Below are 16,140 nucleotides of genomic sequence, written 5' to 3'. Positions count from 1 at the left end.
TTAAGCCTTCGGGAAAGATCAATGGAAAAGAATGTACTGCAACATATAGACCGCCTTAACAGTATGATTTATAGACATCGTTTCACTATAACCCCTTACTATGAACAGGGGAGTTCAACAGCAGCTACAGTGGGTAAAACTCTATGAAAAACGTTCGGTGATGTTGGGTTCGGTTCGTATACCGTCGCTGTGGCATTTCTCGATCCACATTGCGTAAATGGTGGCGAGATATTTGGCTCAGGGCATCACTGGCCTGGAAAACCAGCGATCACCATCAACGAAAACCGGCGCAGGCGAAGTCGCTCTGATTCTTGAATTACGTTCCCAGCAAAATCTGGGTGCAAGACGGATTCAAGGCGGATTAAAACGACTTCATTCAATCTCATTGGCAATGGTAACGATCCACAAAGTCCTCTGCCAGAATCAGGTTAAATCTGTAGCTAAATTCCGGTGTAAAGGTGATTTCATTCGCTACGAACGCCCTGTTCCCGGTGATTGGGTTCAGATGGATACCTGTAAAGTTGGCCCCGGTTTATATCAATACTGAATCGCCACGGATAATCTAGATGCTCCTGGAATGCGTCTGGTGACTCATACCAGTCCGGTGCGCACGCCTTTCTATTGGCGATGAACTTAACAGTTTTGCTTTTTGGCGGCGCGCCAGGGGCACGTTGATATCGTAGGTATGAACGAAGAAATGATCAGGAAATATGTGAAGTGCCAGAAAAAGCATGAAGTTGAAGAGAGCCAGTTTCCAGTAAAAGAAGTGTGAAGGGAAGGCTCTCTGAGTCTGGACTTAGTATGCCCCTCTGGGGGGCAATCAATGCCACCAGCTGTGCGGGTGTTTTTTTACCCAGTATGCGCTCTGATTTTGGTAACAATCAGTTCAACATTTTCTTCATTCAATAATTGTTGAAATGAACCTGATGGAGAGGTATCAGTGAAGAATGCACGTACATTTTTTGCATTACCAATAGATACGGCAGCTGAAGCGGTGAATTTAGTATGGTCAGCAACCAATAGCGTATTACGCGCATATTTCATCATGGCTCTGGCCACCTGGGCCTCATTGACGTCAAATTCCAGCAGTGTCCCATCATGCTCTATGGCACCAGTGCTGGTGATAAGATAATCAGCTCGAAACCCCTCAATAAAGTTTACTGCTCCGGGGCCAATAATTCCGCTATTGTGCGCACGTAACGAACCACCAGGAACCATCACCTCAATTTCCTGGTTTTTATATAATATCTGAGCCACTCGTAGACTATTTGTGATAATTCGTAGGTCACGCCGATTGAGTAAAGCGCGAGCAACGGCTTCTACTGTTGTACCGATGGTGATAAATACGGTGCAGCGTTCCGGGAGGTAACTAGCCACCGCTTCCGCGATTGCCTGCTTTTCCGGGACCAGAGATAATTCACGTTGCTCAAAAGCCGTATTCATTATGCTGGATATTCGTCCTGCCCCTCCATGATGACGGGTAATCAGTCCTTGTTCACTCAATTTGCGAATATCCCGGCGTATCGTTTGTGTAGATACATCCAGCAACTGCGCCAGCTCTTCGATATTCATATATCCCCGTTCGGCAATATAATGGATAAGCCGATCGTGGCGTGGGTTACCGGTGACTTCAGCGATAGTCATGGACACTCCTGTCTTTCTCCTGTGTATGCTCACTATTCTACGCATAAAGTGACAGAAATGACTCGATTTGTTCACGATCAGGAATGCCTGCTCGCCCACCAGGATGAGTACATTTCATTGCTGCTACGGCGCTGGCAAAGCGAATGGCCTGTTCTGTGGGCTTTTTTTCCGCCAGTGCTACAGCCATCGCACCGTGGAAGACATCACCAGCCCCGGTAGTATCCACGACATTAACTGAAAATGCAGCCTGCTGATACAAACGTTCATTTTCAATCCACTTAGAGCCCTTTCCTCCTTGGGTTACATATACTTTACCCTTAGTACGTCCTGCTGCCAGATAGAGGCTCTGGATGACATCATCCTGTCCGGTCATTTTCTTTAGGCCCGGGGCGGAGAAAACCGCATGATCGGCTAGCTTTACCAGCGGAGTAATATCCTGAGGTGTTGTATCAGCATCTAATAGCGTTGGTACGCCAGCTGCGCGCGCCAGGGTAAAGGCGGTCAGAGCTCCTTCGTGCCAGCGGACATCTGCCAAAACCAAGTCGTAGCACGCAAAATCGATCGATTCCAGCCAGCTGGCATCAGTATTCAGATCGGGGCTGGGATAATTGACAATAATACGCTCTCCCTGTCCATCGACCAGTATTGCAGACTGGGATGAACGAGCGCCTGGATACTGGCGACAATATGAGGTATTTACATCCCAGCCCTGAAGTTCAGTAAGTAACGTGTTTCCACAGCTGTCATCACCTACACGACCAATAAAATCAACATCGCCCCCCAGCCTGGAGATGGCAACTGCTGCGGTAGCTGCTGGTCCGCCGCCTACTTCAATGTATTGATTAGCCTGGTATTTACCTCCCTCGAAAGGCAGGTTTTTCAAAGAGTAAATTCGATCCTGTACGGTGATCCCGATGCAAGCGATTCTGGTCATATTTGTTGATTCCTGTGCAATTTCATCTTTGTTGTGTCCATTTTAATGATGAAAATGATCAAATTGGTGATGTGTGTCGTGTTTTTCGTCATAAATAACAAATATGATCAAAAAAGACCACGAATGACTTTGTTTTTTGTTGTTGTTTGTCAGTAATGAATCGGAGAAGTGTCATGATAACAATTGCATTTTTGGGGTTGGGACAGATGGGCAGTCCGATGGCCAGTAACCTGCTGCAGAAAGGATATGCCTTGCGCGTATTCGATATTAATCAGCAGACAGCCAGTGAGTTAGCTCATAAAGGGGCTGTTGTGGCTAAAACCCCAGCAGAAGCAGCTAAAGGGGCGGAGTTTATCATCACTATGTTGCCAAATGGCGATATCGTGCGCGAAGTGTTATTGGGTGACCGTGGGGTGAGTGAGTCTGTATCTCATGACGCGCTGGTGATCGATATGTCCACCATTCATCCCTTACAGAGTGATGCCTTGATCAGTGAAATGAAAAAGAAAGGGATCAACATGATGGATGCTCCTGTAGGGAGAACTTCCGTTAATGCGGTTGATGGCACATTGCTGATTCTGGCAGGAGGTATGCCGTACCAGGTGGAGCGAGCACGCCCGGTATTGATGTGTATGGGAAATGAGTTGGTTGAGGCTGGTGGGCCAGGGATGGGCATTCGGCTGAAACTCATCAACAACTATATGAGTATCGCTCTAAATGCGCTATCGGCAGAAGCCGCGGTACTTTGTGAATCGCTAGGGCTGAGCCTTGATGTGGCGATTAAAGTTATGAGTGGTACGGCTGCAGGAAAAGGGCATTTTACGACAACCTGGCCTGGCAAGGTATTGAAAGGCGATCTCTCTCCGGCGTTTATGGTGGATTTGGCATTAAAGGATCTGCGAATCGCTGTTGATGTCGCCCGGCAGAAAAAAGTCCCGCTGAGTATGGGGTGTGCAGCAGAAGATTATTATGTTCAGGCCAGTGAAGAAGGTTGGGGGCGTCAGGACTGGAGTGCTCTGTTGTCCCTGGTCCGCCAGAAAGCAGGAATTTTAGGTTCATTTTAACTTAATCGATTACAGGAGTGACTATGTCTAATAATACCCTTTACACACTGGCAGATATCTCTCGTCCCGGAGGCGGTTTTGCCATGCTGGCCGTTGATCAGCGTGAAGCTATGCGTCTGATGTTTGCGGCAGCCGGACATTCTAAACCGGTAACCGACAGTGTTCTTACCGACTTTAAAGTTGCCGCTACAAGTATCCTGTCTCCCTATGCTTCTGCTGTTCTGGCAGATAAACAGTTTTGCCTCGAGCAGATTGTGTCACAGGGCGCTGTGGCGGATTCATGTGGTCTGATTGTGGCTGCCGATCATTTTATACCCGGTAATGGTATTCCAGTTGATAGCGTAGAGATTGATAAGACTATTGATCCTCATTACGCCCGCCAGATGGGCGCAAAAGCAATGAAACTGCTGGTACTCTGGCGTGAGGATGAGTCGGCACAGGCGCGTCTGGCAATGGTGGAGGAGTTTGTTCAACGTTGTCGTAGCGCCGGTCTTGTCAGCATTATCGAGCCTGTTGTTCGTCCACCTCGCTGTGGTTGGGAATTTGACAAAGAAAGAGCCATTGTTGCAGCGGCGGCTGAGCTTGGTGGTACCCGTGCCGATCTTTATAAGGCTGAAATGCCATTAGGGGGCAAAGGAGACGAGCGGACATTGCTTGCAGCGTGCCAAAGACTTAACGATCAAATGAAGATGCCATGGGTCATCCTCTCCTCAGGTGTTGATACGGATCTTTTTGGCCGCGCAGTACGCATTGCTATGCAAGGGGGAGCCAGTGGGTTTCTGGCAGGACGAGCTGTTTGGGCTTCAGTTATTGGCGCGCAGGATCCACAAACGATGTTGCGTGATGTTTCTGTTCCACGCTTACAGCGATTGGCTGAAATCGTCGATGAAGGTATTTCTCAACGTTAATTCCCCATATTAATGCATCTGGAGCAGATTCATGGACAAAATTACTCAGGTATTATTTTCTGATATTGGAAAAGTGACGACCCAATATGTTGAACTGCCACACCAGCAGCTAAAACCTTATGAAGTCCGTATATCCCCGGTATTTTACGGTATTTGTGGCTCTGACCTGCATGTACTCAAAGGAGGGCATCCGTTTGCAAAGCCTCCTGTTGTACCTGGGCATGAAATTGCAGCGCGAGTGATAGACATCGGGAGTGAGGTAACGAACATTAAACCCGGTGATCATGTTGTTGTTGACCCGATTATGGCTTGCATGGAGTGCCGTGCCTGTAAAGCGGGTCGCTTTAATCTTTGTGAGCCTCCCCAGGTTGCTGGCTTTCGCGCACCTGGATTTGCCCGCTCGCAGCATATCGTTCCAGCGCGCAACTGCCACGTTGCTCCATCGACGTTGCCATTGAAAGTTTTGGCTTTCGCTGAACCGGCAGCCTGCGCCCGCCATTGTGTTAATCGAATGCCGGAAGCTTCTCTGGAAAGTGTACTGGTGATCGGTGCTGGTACTATTGGGTTATCTATTGTGCAGGCATTACGCATTATGGGGGCAGGAAAAATTACTGTTATTGAACCTGATGCTGCGAAACGGATGCTGGCGTTAAGACTTGGTGCGGCAGAGGTCTGGGCCCCTGGCGCTCTTGATGCACAAGTTCGGTTTACCGGTGCGATTGATGTTGTTGCTGCGCAGGCCACGCTGAATGACGCCTGTAGTCGAGTATACGCTGGCGGAACGATTGTATGCATGGGAGTACCCGACGGCCCGCGAGAAATTCCTTTACCTATGATGCAGCGTTTCGAACGTGACTTGCTGAATTCCGGTATGTATATCCCCGAAGATTTTGATGTGGTTATTGAGTGGCTTGCGGATGGTCGGTTTGATACCAGTGAACTGGTGACTGACTTATTCCCTGTCAGTGATGCAGCAAAGGCCTTTGAACGCGCACAACAAAATAACTCGATAAAAGTCATGCTGCAGTTTGTTGAAGATTGATGATGTAGTCCTTTGTCTGGCGCTGTGCAACGGCAGCGCCACCCTACAACGATGAAAAAAGGATACTGCGATGAGTCAAATCACCAGTCCTGCTCTTTATTCAATCAGCCGTCCTCAGGACGTGATTGATATTGTAAATAAAAATTCAGCAGTAAATACCAGTGTCGGTGTCATTTTTATTGCCCTGGGCGGGATTCTTATCGATGCTTACCAGGCTGCAATGGTGGGGTTTGGTAACAAATATATTGCCGCACAGTTCGGTATTTCTCCGGGGCTGGCGGCTACCGTTAATGCCTCTGTCCTGGTCGCAGCACTGATTGGCGGGTTATTAGCGAATCGGGTCATAAATCGCTGTGGTCAGAAGCGCGCTTTTATTATTGGAATGGGGCTATGCACGATAGGTGCCGCCGCCGTTGCCATAGCACCCAACATCTGGTGGGTACTGGTATGTCGTGTGATAATGGGGTTTGGCCTCGGCATCGATTTCCCCCTGGCGACAAATGCAGTGGCGGAGCTTAGGGGGGCAGCCTCAAAGAAAACCGGTTCGTCTGTGAATCTCTGGCAAATGGCCTGGTATGTATCAACCACAGTTGTCTATCTCGTACTGCTCCCACTACTTTTATCCGATATTAGCGAAGAACAATTGTGGCGTTATGGTATTTTTATCGGTGCTGTTTTTGCTGTCATTATCATGGTGCTGCGATACTTTTTTATAGGTGAGTCAGCTATGTGGGCTGCTCGTGTGGGCCGCTATGATGAAGCCTGCGATATTCTGAATAAACGTTATGGAGTTAGCGCATGTGTCGTTGCCCCTCCGCCATCATCAATGATTGCTGAAAAACCAGAAAGCAAATATCGAGGCGGATATGGCATCCTGTTCAACTCCCGTTATCGTAAGCGTACTATTCTGGGATGCGTTGTCGCTACCATGCAGGCCTGGCAATATAACGCGGTGGGAGTTTATTTACCCTTAACGCTGGCGGGGATATTGGGCGGGGGATTAGCCGGAGCGCTTACTGGTGCTGCGGTAGTGAATGCATTATGCGGCGTTACCGGGGGCTTAATAGGTTCGCTTATTCTTCAGCGTTTAGGCACGCGCCTTCAGTCTATGTATGGATTCGCTGTCGTAACTATCGCTCTGCTTGCGTTAGGAGCTTTGGCCACCACTAATCCATGGTTTTCTTTAGGCTTACTGGGGGCCATTATTTTCTTCCATTCCGCAGGACCTGGAGGGCTGGGTATGACAATTGCCACACTCTCTTACCCACCAGCTATTCGTCCAACGGGGGTTGGATTCACTCGTGCTATCATGCGTACGGGGGCGATTGCCGGGCTTATCTTCTGGCCTATGCTCTGGGGGGCGTTAAAAACAGAGGCTTTCTATTGGCTGGCGATAGTGCCTTTTCTGGGATTTCTGACTTGTGTCTTGATCAAGTGGGAGCCACTTGGTGCGAATGTAGATGCAGAGGATGCTCAGGTGTTAGCTGAGCTTAATAAATAATCATAATACACGTCGGTATTAATATAACCGACGTGCTTAACAGAATATCTTGACCACTTTCGCGGTGGCCTTGCTTCATAGCTTTCTCGCCTATCGGGAGAGGGATATTATGTCTGAAATATTACCTGTACCACAAGAAGAGTTATCCAGAAAAGCCATGAGGCGCGTTGTTCTGGGTAGTTTTGCTGGCGCGTTGATGGAATGGTACGATTTTTTCATTTTTGGAACGGCGGCAGGACTGATTTTTGCACCATTATTTTTCCCGGATAGTGAACCATTTATTGGTTTGATTGCTGCATTTGCTACCTTTGGCGTGGGTTTTTTAACTCGTCCTCTCGGGGGCATTGTTTTTGGTCACTTTGGCGATAAGGTCGGGCGCAAGATAACACTTATCTGGACGTTAGGCATTGTCGGCTCTACGACCTTTTTAATCGGATTTATACCAACATATCAGGATATTGGTATTTGGGCACCCGTTATCTTGATGATTCTGCGATTAATTCAGGGGTTCGGACTGGGTGGGGAATATGGTGGTGCAGCATTAATGACTATTGAGTCAGCCCCTCAGGAGAAAAGAGGTTTTTTAGGCTCATTGCCGCAAACGGCCGCTTCTGTTGGGATTATGCTGGCGACAGGTGTGTTTGCTTTATGCAATTATTTTCTTACTCAAGATCAATTTCTCTCCTGGGGATGGCGTATCCCATTTTGGTTATCAGCTGTGATGTTAGTTGTGGGGATGTTCATACGACTTCATACTGAAGAAACTCTGGATTATAAAACACAAAAAATGGTGGCGCCACGCGAAAAAATTGTGCCTCCGCTCATTGAGCTTTTCCAAAAACATCCACGAAATACCCTGCTGGCTTTTGGAGCCAGGTTGGCGGAGAGTGTATCATCAAATATCATTAATGCCTTTGGGATTGTCTATATTTCCAGCCAGCTGGCATTGTCAAGAGATATTCCTTTAACCGGTATGCTTATCGCTTCAGCTATTGGTATGGTGTGTTGTCCCCTGACAGGTTGGATTTCAGATCGTATTGGGCAGAAGAGGGTGTATTTATTTGGCGCGGGTTTTTGTGTTTTTTTTGCATTCCCCTTTTTTTTACTGCTGGGCACTGAAAGTAAACTTATTATCTGGTCTGCTATGATCCTGGGTTATAACTTGGGTCCAACAATTATGTTTTCAGTACAGCCTACGTTATTCACGTCTATGTTTGGCACGCATGTTCGTTATACCGGCCTTTCATTTGCCTACCAATTTTCCGCTATTCTGGGAGGGATGAGCCCTCTTATCGCATCCAGTTTACTGGCGTTAGGAGATGGAAAGCCGTGGTATGTCGCCTTTTTCCTGTTTATCATCTCAGGACTTTCATTTATCTGTGTCTGGCTTATCGAACCATATTCACACAATAAAAAAGATACGAGAAAAAAATTCACCTCTTACCGCTATAGTCGAGAACACTGACATGAGAAAAGAATGTAATAAAGCACATCAGCAAGCACTACAATATGCTTTTGATACACCATGGCCAGGTCCAACAGGTGATTCCGTATTGCTGAAAAAAGGAGATATCCATATACGAGTTTACCCACATGATGGGGCCAGAATCACATCATTGCAGGCTTTTGGTTATGAAGTTCTGCGGCAGTGGGGACCTCAAAGAAAAGCATTTCAGTATGGATGCTTTCCAATGGTACCCTGGGCTGGCCGGTTGGGATACGCAACCCTGAACGTTGGCGGCCAGAGTTATACGTTACCTGCGAATAAATCGCCCCACGCCCTGCATGGAATGGCATGTTATTCATCCTGGGAAATTGTGGAGGAAACGGCTGACAGGCTACGATTACGTATGCATTTGGATTCACCCTGGCCCTGGCAGGGGGAGGTTCAACAAATACTAACGCTGAAAGATGATGGGGTGATTTTACGCCTTGAGGTTGGTTCAGCGTCGGAAACATTTCCTGCTTCCGCTGGCTGGCATCCGTGGTTTGCTAAATACCTTACTGATAATGCAAAAGGAGAAGAGTTACAGGTGCTTTTCCATGCTGACTGGCAGGAAGAATCTGGTAATGATGAATTGCCGACAGGCAACCGGATTGCTCCATGCCCGGGGCCATGGGATGACTGCTTTGGTTTTTCTTCTCCACTTAATGTCAGGTTGCAATGGCCTGGCCAACTGACGATGTCGATGGAATCGACTGCGAAAAGTCTGGTGGTTTTTGATAAGCAGCAGGATGCCACTTGTGTTAACCCTCTTACTCAGGCTCCGAATGCGATTAACCATGCGCCGCAGTTTGTCAGACCGGGCGAGCCTTTGGTCATTGAGACAATCTGGAGATTTAAAAGAGAAACCTGATTTTATTTATAGACATTAAAATTGGATAAGCCGCTGAAATTGTCGTTTTTTTTGGGGTGGAAGTGGATAAAATGCAGCACATATTGTTCGGGATGTTATCAATATGACGGATTTTATTCGTTAATTAGGGGGGTATTATGACCTCTACCCTCATTGATTTCAGTGGCTGGTTGCAGTTTTCCTGAGCACCGGGGAACACGCTGTCAGACGATTCAGTGAGAACCGGGGATCTAAAAGGTTCCTGCCGTGGGGTTTGACGGCCGGGACGTGTCTACGGTACCACTAACGTGGCACGGGATACAGCGTTGCGCCAGCAGGCAGGAGATGGTTAGTGGGCGTGCGTTTCAGGGTAACGCTCTGTATTGATCTGGTCGATGGTTTAGTCAGTGATTATAAATTCGTGGTGGAGGCCGCCCTACGCGGTAGATAACTTTCTTTGAATTTCTCAGGCTCTCTAATGTTTGCAAACTTCCCGGCTGCATATGAAACCCGGGTATCCGTTATCACCTGAATAAATCCACATCAATTGAGCATACAAACGCTAATGTTCGTTGGAAGCCATGACGATCGCTGGCTTACCCCGCATGCGGGGTTAAGCTGCCGCCTGGCTATGACGGGTACGGTCGGATGCTATGGCTGAGCGGCATGGTGGCGTATTGAAGGATAGGCGCTGGTTATTGTATTGGTCATTTCCCTTAATTTTTTTGAGCCTTTAGTTGCTTGCAGATATTGGCCGGCACAGAAAATCTTGTGAACCATTTGTTGTATGGTTGTTCAGGTATGCTTTGCCTCACTGAATTTAGTCAGATATAGCCGGAGCAAACAGAACGATCGCCTGAGAATAAGGACGACAGAAAGAATAGTGATGAAGTTATATAAGAGGCTGTTTCGTGATGAAAATGGTTTAATGATGATTTAGTGTTAAAAGTGTTGCTTTATGGTTTGCTGTTATGAATGATATTTGTTTGCGGAGTTTTCTGTTTGTGAAGTGAGAAGAGGTCATCCCCTGCCAATGAAAGAAACCTGTCTCTTATTGATATATGGGTTCCTTCCATGATGGCATAGTGAATGATATTGCATTTTTTGTTTTATTTGAGTTTTTGTTTTGGGTTCTGCTTTTTCCATCTCCGTTAAAGTCTGTTTTTTTCTTTTTGTGTGGTTTGTATGACTTTGGTGTTTTCCTTGCGGGTATGTTACCGGGATTGTTATCTTTACTCTTATGGTATAAGATTTATCTCACGCACATCTTTTGTGCGTGATTGTTTTTAATGGTAAGTTGTTATTTATTTGTTGCATGGTTTTGGGGTTTTGGAACGTTCGGTTAAGTTTTAACGCATATATATTATCCCGGTGCCGATATTCTGCTTCAGGAAGCTTTGTTCACCCGTATTTTGACCTTGTGGTTAAAAGGCTTCCTTATTGTTTATGGAAAATCCAGGGATGTTTGATAATGGATTATTAGGTTAAGGGACTGTCTTGTAATTGTTGTAGAGAGGGCTTCCCTCACTATATTGGAAATTATATGTTCAACGTAAAAAAAACGCTTCTTGCTGTATTTGTAGGCAGTAGCCTGATGATCTCTGGCACGACTTTCTCCGTGGCGTCTGAAATTTCTCCTATGAATGTTAATCCAGGCTCTGAAGCTGGTACTCAGGGAACCGGGGGAGTTGTAAATTTTATCGGTGAAATTACGGATGTGTCTTGTGATATTACTCCAGGGTCAAAAAGTCAGACAGTAGATTTAGGTAAATGGGCGGCATCCTATTTCCCGGATAACAAAGAGTCCACTCAGACACCTTTCCAGATTAGAGTGGAAAATTGCCCGGACTCCGTGAGCACTGTTGCGGTACTTTTCGATGGTGAAAAAGATGCTGCAGACGATTCCCTGCTGGCTGTTACCGGCGGCGCGACTGGTGTCGGAGTGAAGCTGTATGAAGAAGATCGGAGCTCATCAATCAAGATTGGCTCCGTCTCTGAAGCCATGAATGTCACTCAGGGTGAAGATGGGGGAGAAGCCACCCTGACTTTCTACGCAGACTATCGTGCTGACGGACAACCTATTAGCGTAGGTCACGCGAATGCCGTATCTAACTTCGTGATGGTTTATAACTGATTTTCTGGCGGGGAATATCCCGCCAGTACCTTCCTTTTGATGCCGGAATCCTTATTATGAAAATATTCTCATCAAAAATCAGCACTGTACTGTCGGTCGCTATATTGCTGTTACTGAGTCCCTTTTCACGCGCTGGTGTGGTTATGGGGGGGACTCGCGTTATTTATCAGGAAGGAAAAAAGGAAGCTTCCATTTCGATCAATAATCAGGACTCATCCGCACCCTATCTCATTCAGAGCTGGCTGGAAAGTGCGGTATCCGGGGATAAACGGCCAGTGCCTTTTATCGTCACGCCACCTCTCTTTCGTCTGGATCCGGAAAAATCCAGTGTGTTGCGGATTAGTTATACCGGCGCCCCATTACCTGAAGATCGAGAGTCTGTATTTTGGCTGGATATTAAATCGATTGCGCCCAGTAATCCTGATGGCGGCAACCAGCTACAGGTTAACATTAAGTCAAAATTCAAGCTCTTCTATCGCCCGTCAGGACTGGATGGCAATCCGCTAGAGGCTTATAAAAAAGTGACTTTCCGCCGCCAGGGGAACCAGTTGATTGCCCATAATCCCACCCCTTATTTTGTCTCCTTTTATAAAGTGAGTATCGGTGGGCATGAGATAAAGAATCCAGGAATGATACCTCCAAAAGGTGATAGTCAGTGGAGGCTAAGCGGCGGTAGCACGGTTTCCTGGCAGGCAATTAATGATTTTGGTGGCGTCACAGAGGTAGCCAGGCAGGTCATATAACCCGCTATGTCCGCCTGATTCAGCTTTCTTAAAATATAAGTACAGTGATGATGTTTAAACAAAAACACCGTCAGGGAAGACGTCGTCCTTATTTCTTTTATTTACCCTCATGGGTTATCGGTACTCCTGGTTTGTTATTATTCATATGGCAGCCGCGTATGGTACTGGCAACCGACTATTTTGACCCCGCCGCTCTGGAACTCTCTTCGCAGCGACAGAGTGAGGTGGATCTCAGTTATTTTTCACGCGAGGGGGGACAGCAGCCTGGTACTTATAAGGTCAGTATATTTCTTAATCAACGACTGATTGATGAAAGAGACATCGACTTCGTTGCGAACCAGGCAGGGCTGGCGCCTGTTCTTACACAACGTCAACTGGCGGATATGGGCGTTAATATCCGCGCTTTTTCGTCGTTTAAGAAGTTGCGTGATGGGGAAACGATAACCCGGTTGGGTGATTTTATTCCGGATGCCACTGCCCGTTTCGATTTTTCACAGCAGCGTCTGGATATCAGTATTCCTCAGGCTGCAATGAAAACCCGATTGCATGGTTATGTTGATCCTTCTCTGTGGGATGACGGATTACCGGCGGCATTTATTAACTACAGCCTGAGTGGCTCCAGTATTCGAGCCCAGGGTACAGAGTTACATTCTGATTATCTGAATTTGCGTAATGGCATGAACATTGGCGCCTGGCGTCTGCGTAATATCAGTACCTGGCGTTACGATAAGTCAGGGCACTGGGATTCGCAAAGCACCTGGCTTCAGCGGGATATTCGACAGCTGAACAGTAAACTCAGGATGGGCGATTCCTATACTGACGGTGATATCTTCGACAGCATTCATTATCGGGGGATTCAGCTGTCGTCTGACGATAATATGTTACCGGAAAGTCAACGTGGATTTGCTCCTGTCATTCGGGGTGTTGCACACACTAACGCCCGTGTGACGATATTCCAACATGGTTATGTGATCTATGAAACGTATGTTGCGCCCGGAGCTTTTGAAATAAAGGATCTTTTTCCCACGGCACAAAGCGGCGATCTGGAAGTGTCCATCCAGGAAAGCAATGGTACCGTACGTAAATTTACCCAGCCTTATTCCGCTGTTCCCTTTATGCTGCGCAGGGGGGGAGTAAGATACAGCATTAATGTCGGGCGCTATCACTATGCCGGTAACGATGATGTGCGTACACCATTATTTGTCCAGTCGACACTATCTTATGGCATGCCTCTGGATTTAACATTGTACGGTGGAGTACAACTGGCTTCAGATTATCGTGCCGTTGCGCTGGGGCTAGGAAGAGGATTTGGTGAGTTCGGTTCGCTGGGCATAGATGCCACCTGGGCCAGCGCCATTACACCGGGAAACCGTCGTACTCGTGGTTCATCTGTGCGCGTCCAGTATCAGAAAGATTTTGCTGATGCAGGTACTTCTTTCAGCCTCGCCAGCTACCGTTACTCTTCGCAGAGTTTCTACACTTTTGATGAAGCGAATCAGAGAGACAGTCTGCAGGATACCCGGCGCCGTAGCCGTTCAGAGCTGGCCGTTTCTCAGTCAATGGGCTCTTTCGGCAGTTTGAGCGTTTCCGCTTATCTTCAGGATTACTGGCGCGTTCCGGGTCAGGAGCGTACGGTCCACATGGGCTATTATGGAAACTATAAAAGCATCTCATGGGGCGTCGGGTACTATTACATAGATTCATCGCGTTATGGCCGCGCCGATCGCAATGTCACCTTTAATATCAATATTCCCTTCAGCCTTTGGCAACCAGACAGCACGCTTGCCGTTAATTACAGCCTGAATATCGCACCGGGTAAGAAAACGTCGCAGCAGGCGACGTTGTATGGCGCGTTATCTGATGATAACAGTCTGAATTATAACGTACTTATTGGCCATGACAGCGAAGGCAGCAACACTAACTTTGGGATGGGACTGGACTATCACGGCAGTAAGGGCGATGTCAGTGCGGGATACAGTCAGGATAAATACAGCAAACGCCTGACCTATGGGCTTGCAGGGGGAATAGTGGCTCATCCATATGGCATTACGTTAAGTCAGCCGCTGGGGGATGCTTTTGCGCTGGTTCGAGTTCCCGGGGCGGCAAACGTGGAAGTCCGTAATGCCTCACATGTCATTACCGACAGCCGGGGGTATGCGATCGTGCCATCACTGACTGCTTACCGAAAAAATGCCATTGAACTGGATACGGAAACGTTAGGCAGCGATATTGATGTTGAGCTGGGAGAGCAACACGTGGTGCCGGATAGTGGGGCCGTGACACTGGCTGATTTCGCCACTCACCTGGGGCATCGGGTGCTGTTTACTCTGCGCTATCACGGGCAGGATGTCCCTTTCGGTGCTACAGCCTCCCTTACCGGAGCAGGAAATCATACTGATGCCGTCGTGGCAGACAAAGGCCTGCTTTACTTAAGCGGCGTCCCCGAACAGGGCGGCATTCATGTACAGTGGCGTGACAAAAACGGCAGTGTAGCCTGTAAGGCCAACTTCGATATTCGAGCCATTCTGGACCAGAAAGCGGCGGTAAAAACGACAGAGGCAGAGTGTCTGTAATTCTCCCGACAGGTTCATACAATGAATAATGTGATAAAGATTCTTAATCTACTGGCCATGCTGGCAGTATTGTATAGCAGTGCCTCTCAGGCCGCCCAGGAACAGTGCCGCAGTAATAGTCAGCTTGTTGTGCAGGTACATGATGTTAACTTTCTTCCCGGCGCCGGTGATGGAACGCCAGTTTCTGCTCAGATGCCTGTATCAGATAACCAGGTGTTTAGCTGTAGTAAGCAGAATGAGGCTGATACTTCCTGGAACTATAAGGAGATCGGCTTTCAGATTAATGCGAAACCTTCTGGTTTGACGACAACGATTTTTTCCGGTGTCAGCACGCCGATATACCAGATGGAAGGAACCCAGGGACTTGGCTTTGCCCTGGGATTCCGGGAGCCTGAATACTGCAGTGGTGATTACCGCGCCACCGAAGCCAGTAATAAACAACGCAGTCTTTGTTCGACGAACGATAATCCGGACATGAAATCCGCAACAGGATTCAGAATGCAGCCCTACGTGGTGTTTTTCAAGATTCCGTCCAGTGGCTCTCCTTTGCATGATGGCAATCAGCCCTCGACAGTAGGTCAAATGCTGGTCGGTAGCGCTTCAATGCGGGTCGGTGATAATGCCGACAACGCTCGGGAAGTTGAGGGGGCGCCACAGATTTATCTGTCGAGCCTTACGGTTAAATACGGAAGCTGTGCGGTCACTTCCGGTGATTCGTCGATCCAGGTTGATATGGGAAAAGTCAGTCGCAGTGAGTTTAAAGGTGTGGGGAGTTACGCTGGCGAGACGAAAAATTTCAGGATTCATCTTCTCTGTGAGAATAACGCATCCGTCAGAGTAGGATTTTTTGGTAATGCAACGGCGTCGGATCCTGATGCACTGGCACTAATCCGGCAGGAAGGAAGCGCCAGTGGAGTCGGTATCGCCCTTATGTATGGCGGTAACCTTCAGGTTCCGACAGGCCAACGGGTACCCCTGAATGCTCAGCCAGATTCGCTACCGGTCGTTGCGCAGGCTACTTCTACCGGGCAGGCCATGGATATGGAGTTCCAGGCCCGGTATATCCAGACAGATTCAGGTGTGTCAGCCGGGCGGGCGGACAGTATGGCCACGTTCAACATTATCTATAATTAGAGGCAATATCACGCAATTCTCCTGTCGGGTGCCGGGCTCTGCCGATATGGCCCTGATCCGGCACGGCGTAAAAATCTTGTCTACATTTACTTCCCGGGGACCGGTTCATTGGTTTGATGCTCCGGTC

Annotated in this window: 12 protein-coding genes and 2 pseudogenes; 12 read left to right on the top strand and 2 right to left on the bottom strand. The window is 47.9% G+C overall.

Annotated features, from left to right (window positions below; all coding sequences use genetic code 11):
- Positions 1 to 100: 100 nt before the first annotated feature.
- Positions 101 to 544: pseudogene (locus SCU88_RS15885) on the top strand (helix-turn-helix domain-containing protein); the annotation flags it as partial.
- A gap of 111 nt (positions 545 to 655) precedes the next feature.
- Positions 656 to 772, top strand: a pseudogene (locus SCU88_RS15880) (IS200/IS605 family transposase); the annotation flags it as partial.
- A gap of 77 nt (positions 773 to 849) precedes the next feature.
- Here the strand turns inward: SCU88_RS15880 and SCU88_RS15875 are convergent.
- Positions 850 to 1,644, bottom strand: coding sequence for a DeoR family transcriptional regulator (locus SCU88_RS15875; protein ID WP_175341699.1), 795 nt, complete (start codon positions 1,642 to 1,644; stop codon positions 850 to 852).
- A 37-nt stretch (positions 1,645 to 1,681) separates the two neighbouring features.
- On the bottom strand, positions 1,682 to 2,578 hold the full coding sequence (locus SCU88_RS15870) for a PfkB family carbohydrate kinase (RefSeq protein ID WP_175341698.1): 897 nt from the start codon (positions 2,576 to 2,578) through the stop codon (positions 1,682 to 1,684).
- A gap of 173 nt (positions 2,579 to 2,751) precedes the next feature.
- Here SCU88_RS15870 and yihU point away from each other — a divergent pair, with 173 nt between their 5' ends.
- The 10 genes from yihU (at position 2,752) to SCU88_RS15820 (ending at position 16,013) form a co-directional block, all read left to right on the top strand.
- Positions 2,752 to 3,642 carry a sulfolactaldehyde 3-reductase gene (gene yihU, locus SCU88_RS15865; protein ID WP_175341697.1) on the top strand — a complete coding sequence of 297 codons (891 nt, stop codon included), beginning with the start codon at positions 2,752 to 2,754 and terminating at the stop codon, positions 3,640 to 3,642.
- A gap of 23 nt (positions 3,643 to 3,665) precedes the next feature.
- Positions 3,666 to 4,550, top strand: coding sequence for an aldolase (locus SCU88_RS15860; RefSeq protein WP_175341696.1), 885 nt, complete (start codon positions 3,666 to 3,668; stop codon positions 4,548 to 4,550).
- Positions 4,551 to 4,581: 31 nt separating this feature from the next.
- On the top strand, positions 4,582 to 5,592 hold the full coding sequence (locus SCU88_RS15855) for an alcohol dehydrogenase catalytic domain-containing protein (protein WP_175341695.1): 1,011 nt from the start codon (positions 4,582 to 4,584) through the stop codon (positions 5,590 to 5,592).
- A gap of 70 nt (positions 5,593 to 5,662) precedes the next feature.
- Positions 5,663 to 7,093 (top strand): MFS transporter, encoded by a 1,431-nt coding sequence (locus SCU88_RS15850; RefSeq protein ID WP_175341694.1) that lies wholly within the window; start codon positions 5,663 to 5,665, stop codon positions 7,091 to 7,093.
- A gap of 109 nt (positions 7,094 to 7,202) precedes the next feature.
- The gene (locus SCU88_RS15845) at positions 7,203 to 8,558 is read left to right on the top strand and encodes an MFS transporter (RefSeq protein WP_175341693.1); all 1,356 of its coding nucleotides are present in this window, start codon (positions 7,203 to 7,205) and stop codon (positions 8,556 to 8,558) included.
- Position 8,559: 1 nt separating this feature from the next.
- The gene (locus SCU88_RS15840; RefSeq protein WP_175341692.1) at positions 8,560 to 9,450 is read left to right on the top strand and encodes an aldose 1-epimerase; all 891 of its coding nucleotides are present in this window, start codon (positions 8,560 to 8,562) and stop codon (positions 9,448 to 9,450) included.
- Between the two features lie 1,522 nt (positions 9,451 to 10,972).
- Positions 10,973 to 11,563, top strand: coding sequence for a fimbrial protein (locus SCU88_RS15835; RefSeq protein ID WP_175341691.1), 591 nt, complete (start codon positions 10,973 to 10,975; stop codon positions 11,561 to 11,563).
- 56 nt (positions 11,564 to 11,619) lie between these two features.
- Positions 11,620 to 12,306, top strand: a complete 687-nt coding sequence (locus tag SCU88_RS15830) for a fimbria/pilus periplasmic chaperone (RefSeq protein ID WP_175341690.1) — start codon at positions 11,620 to 11,622, stop codon at positions 12,304 to 12,306.
- A gap of 47 nt (positions 12,307 to 12,353) precedes the next feature.
- Positions 12,354 to 14,879, top strand: a complete 2,526-nt coding sequence (locus SCU88_RS15825) for a fimbria/pilus outer membrane usher protein (RefSeq protein ID WP_431810021.1) — start codon at positions 12,354 to 12,356, stop codon at positions 14,877 to 14,879.
- A 21-nt stretch (positions 14,880 to 14,900) separates the two neighbouring features.
- Positions 14,901 to 16,013: a fimbrial protein gene (locus tag SCU88_RS15820; RefSeq protein WP_138098082.1), complete on the top strand. Its 1,113-nt coding sequence runs from the start codon at positions 14,901 to 14,903 to the stop codon at positions 16,011 to 16,013.
- Positions 16,014 to 16,140 lie beyond the last annotated feature (127 nt).

The sequence above is a fragment of the Jejuibacter sp. L23 genome (assembly GCF_050815825.1).
Taxonomy (GTDB): Bacteria; Pseudomonadota; Gammaproteobacteria; order Enterobacterales; family Enterobacteriaceae; genus Jejubacter; species Jejubacter calystegiae.
The sequence above is the reverse complement of the archived record's forward strand: the minus strand, read 5'-3'. Positions and strand labels throughout refer to the sequence as shown.

Bases quoted from the DNA above. Each gene is read 5' to 3' on its own strand.
- SCU88_RS15875 (WP_175341699.1), bottom strand. From the start codon at position 1,644: ATGACTATCGCTGAAGTCACCGGTAACCCACGCCACGATCGGCTTATC.
- SCU88_RS15870 (WP_175341698.1), bottom strand. From the start codon at position 2,578: ATGACCAGAATCGCTTGCATCGGGATCACCGTACAGGATCGAATTTAC.
- yihU (WP_175341697.1), top strand. From the start codon at position 2,752: ATGATAACAATTGCATTTTTGGGGTTGGGACAGATGGGCAGTCCGATG.
- SCU88_RS15860 (WP_175341696.1), top strand. From the start codon at position 3,666: ATGTCTAATAATACCCTTTACACACTGGCAGATATCTCTCGTCCCGGA.
- SCU88_RS15855 (WP_175341695.1), top strand. From the start codon at position 4,582: ATGGACAAAATTACTCAGGTATTATTTTCTGATATTGGAAAAGTGACG.
- SCU88_RS15850 (WP_175341694.1), top strand. From the start codon at position 5,663: ATGAGTCAAATCACCAGTCCTGCTCTTTATTCAATCAGCCGTCCTCAG.
- SCU88_RS15845 (WP_175341693.1), top strand. From the start codon at position 7,203: ATGTCTGAAATATTACCTGTACCACAAGAAGAGTTATCCAGAAAAGCC.
- SCU88_RS15840 (WP_175341692.1), top strand. From the start codon at position 8,560: ATGAGAAAAGAATGTAATAAAGCACATCAGCAAGCACTACAATATGCT.
- SCU88_RS15835 (WP_175341691.1), top strand. From the start codon at position 10,973: ATGTTCAACGTAAAAAAAACGCTTCTTGCTGTATTTGTAGGCAGTAGC.
- SCU88_RS15830 (WP_175341690.1), top strand. From the start codon at position 11,620: ATGAAAATATTCTCATCAAAAATCAGCACTGTACTGTCGGTCGCTATA.
- SCU88_RS15825 (WP_431810021.1), top strand. From the start codon at position 12,354: ATGATGTTTAAACAAAAACACCGTCAGGGAAGACGTCGTCCTTATTTC.
- SCU88_RS15820 (WP_138098082.1), top strand. From the start codon at position 14,901: ATGAATAATGTGATAAAGATTCTTAATCTACTGGCCATGCTGGCAGTA.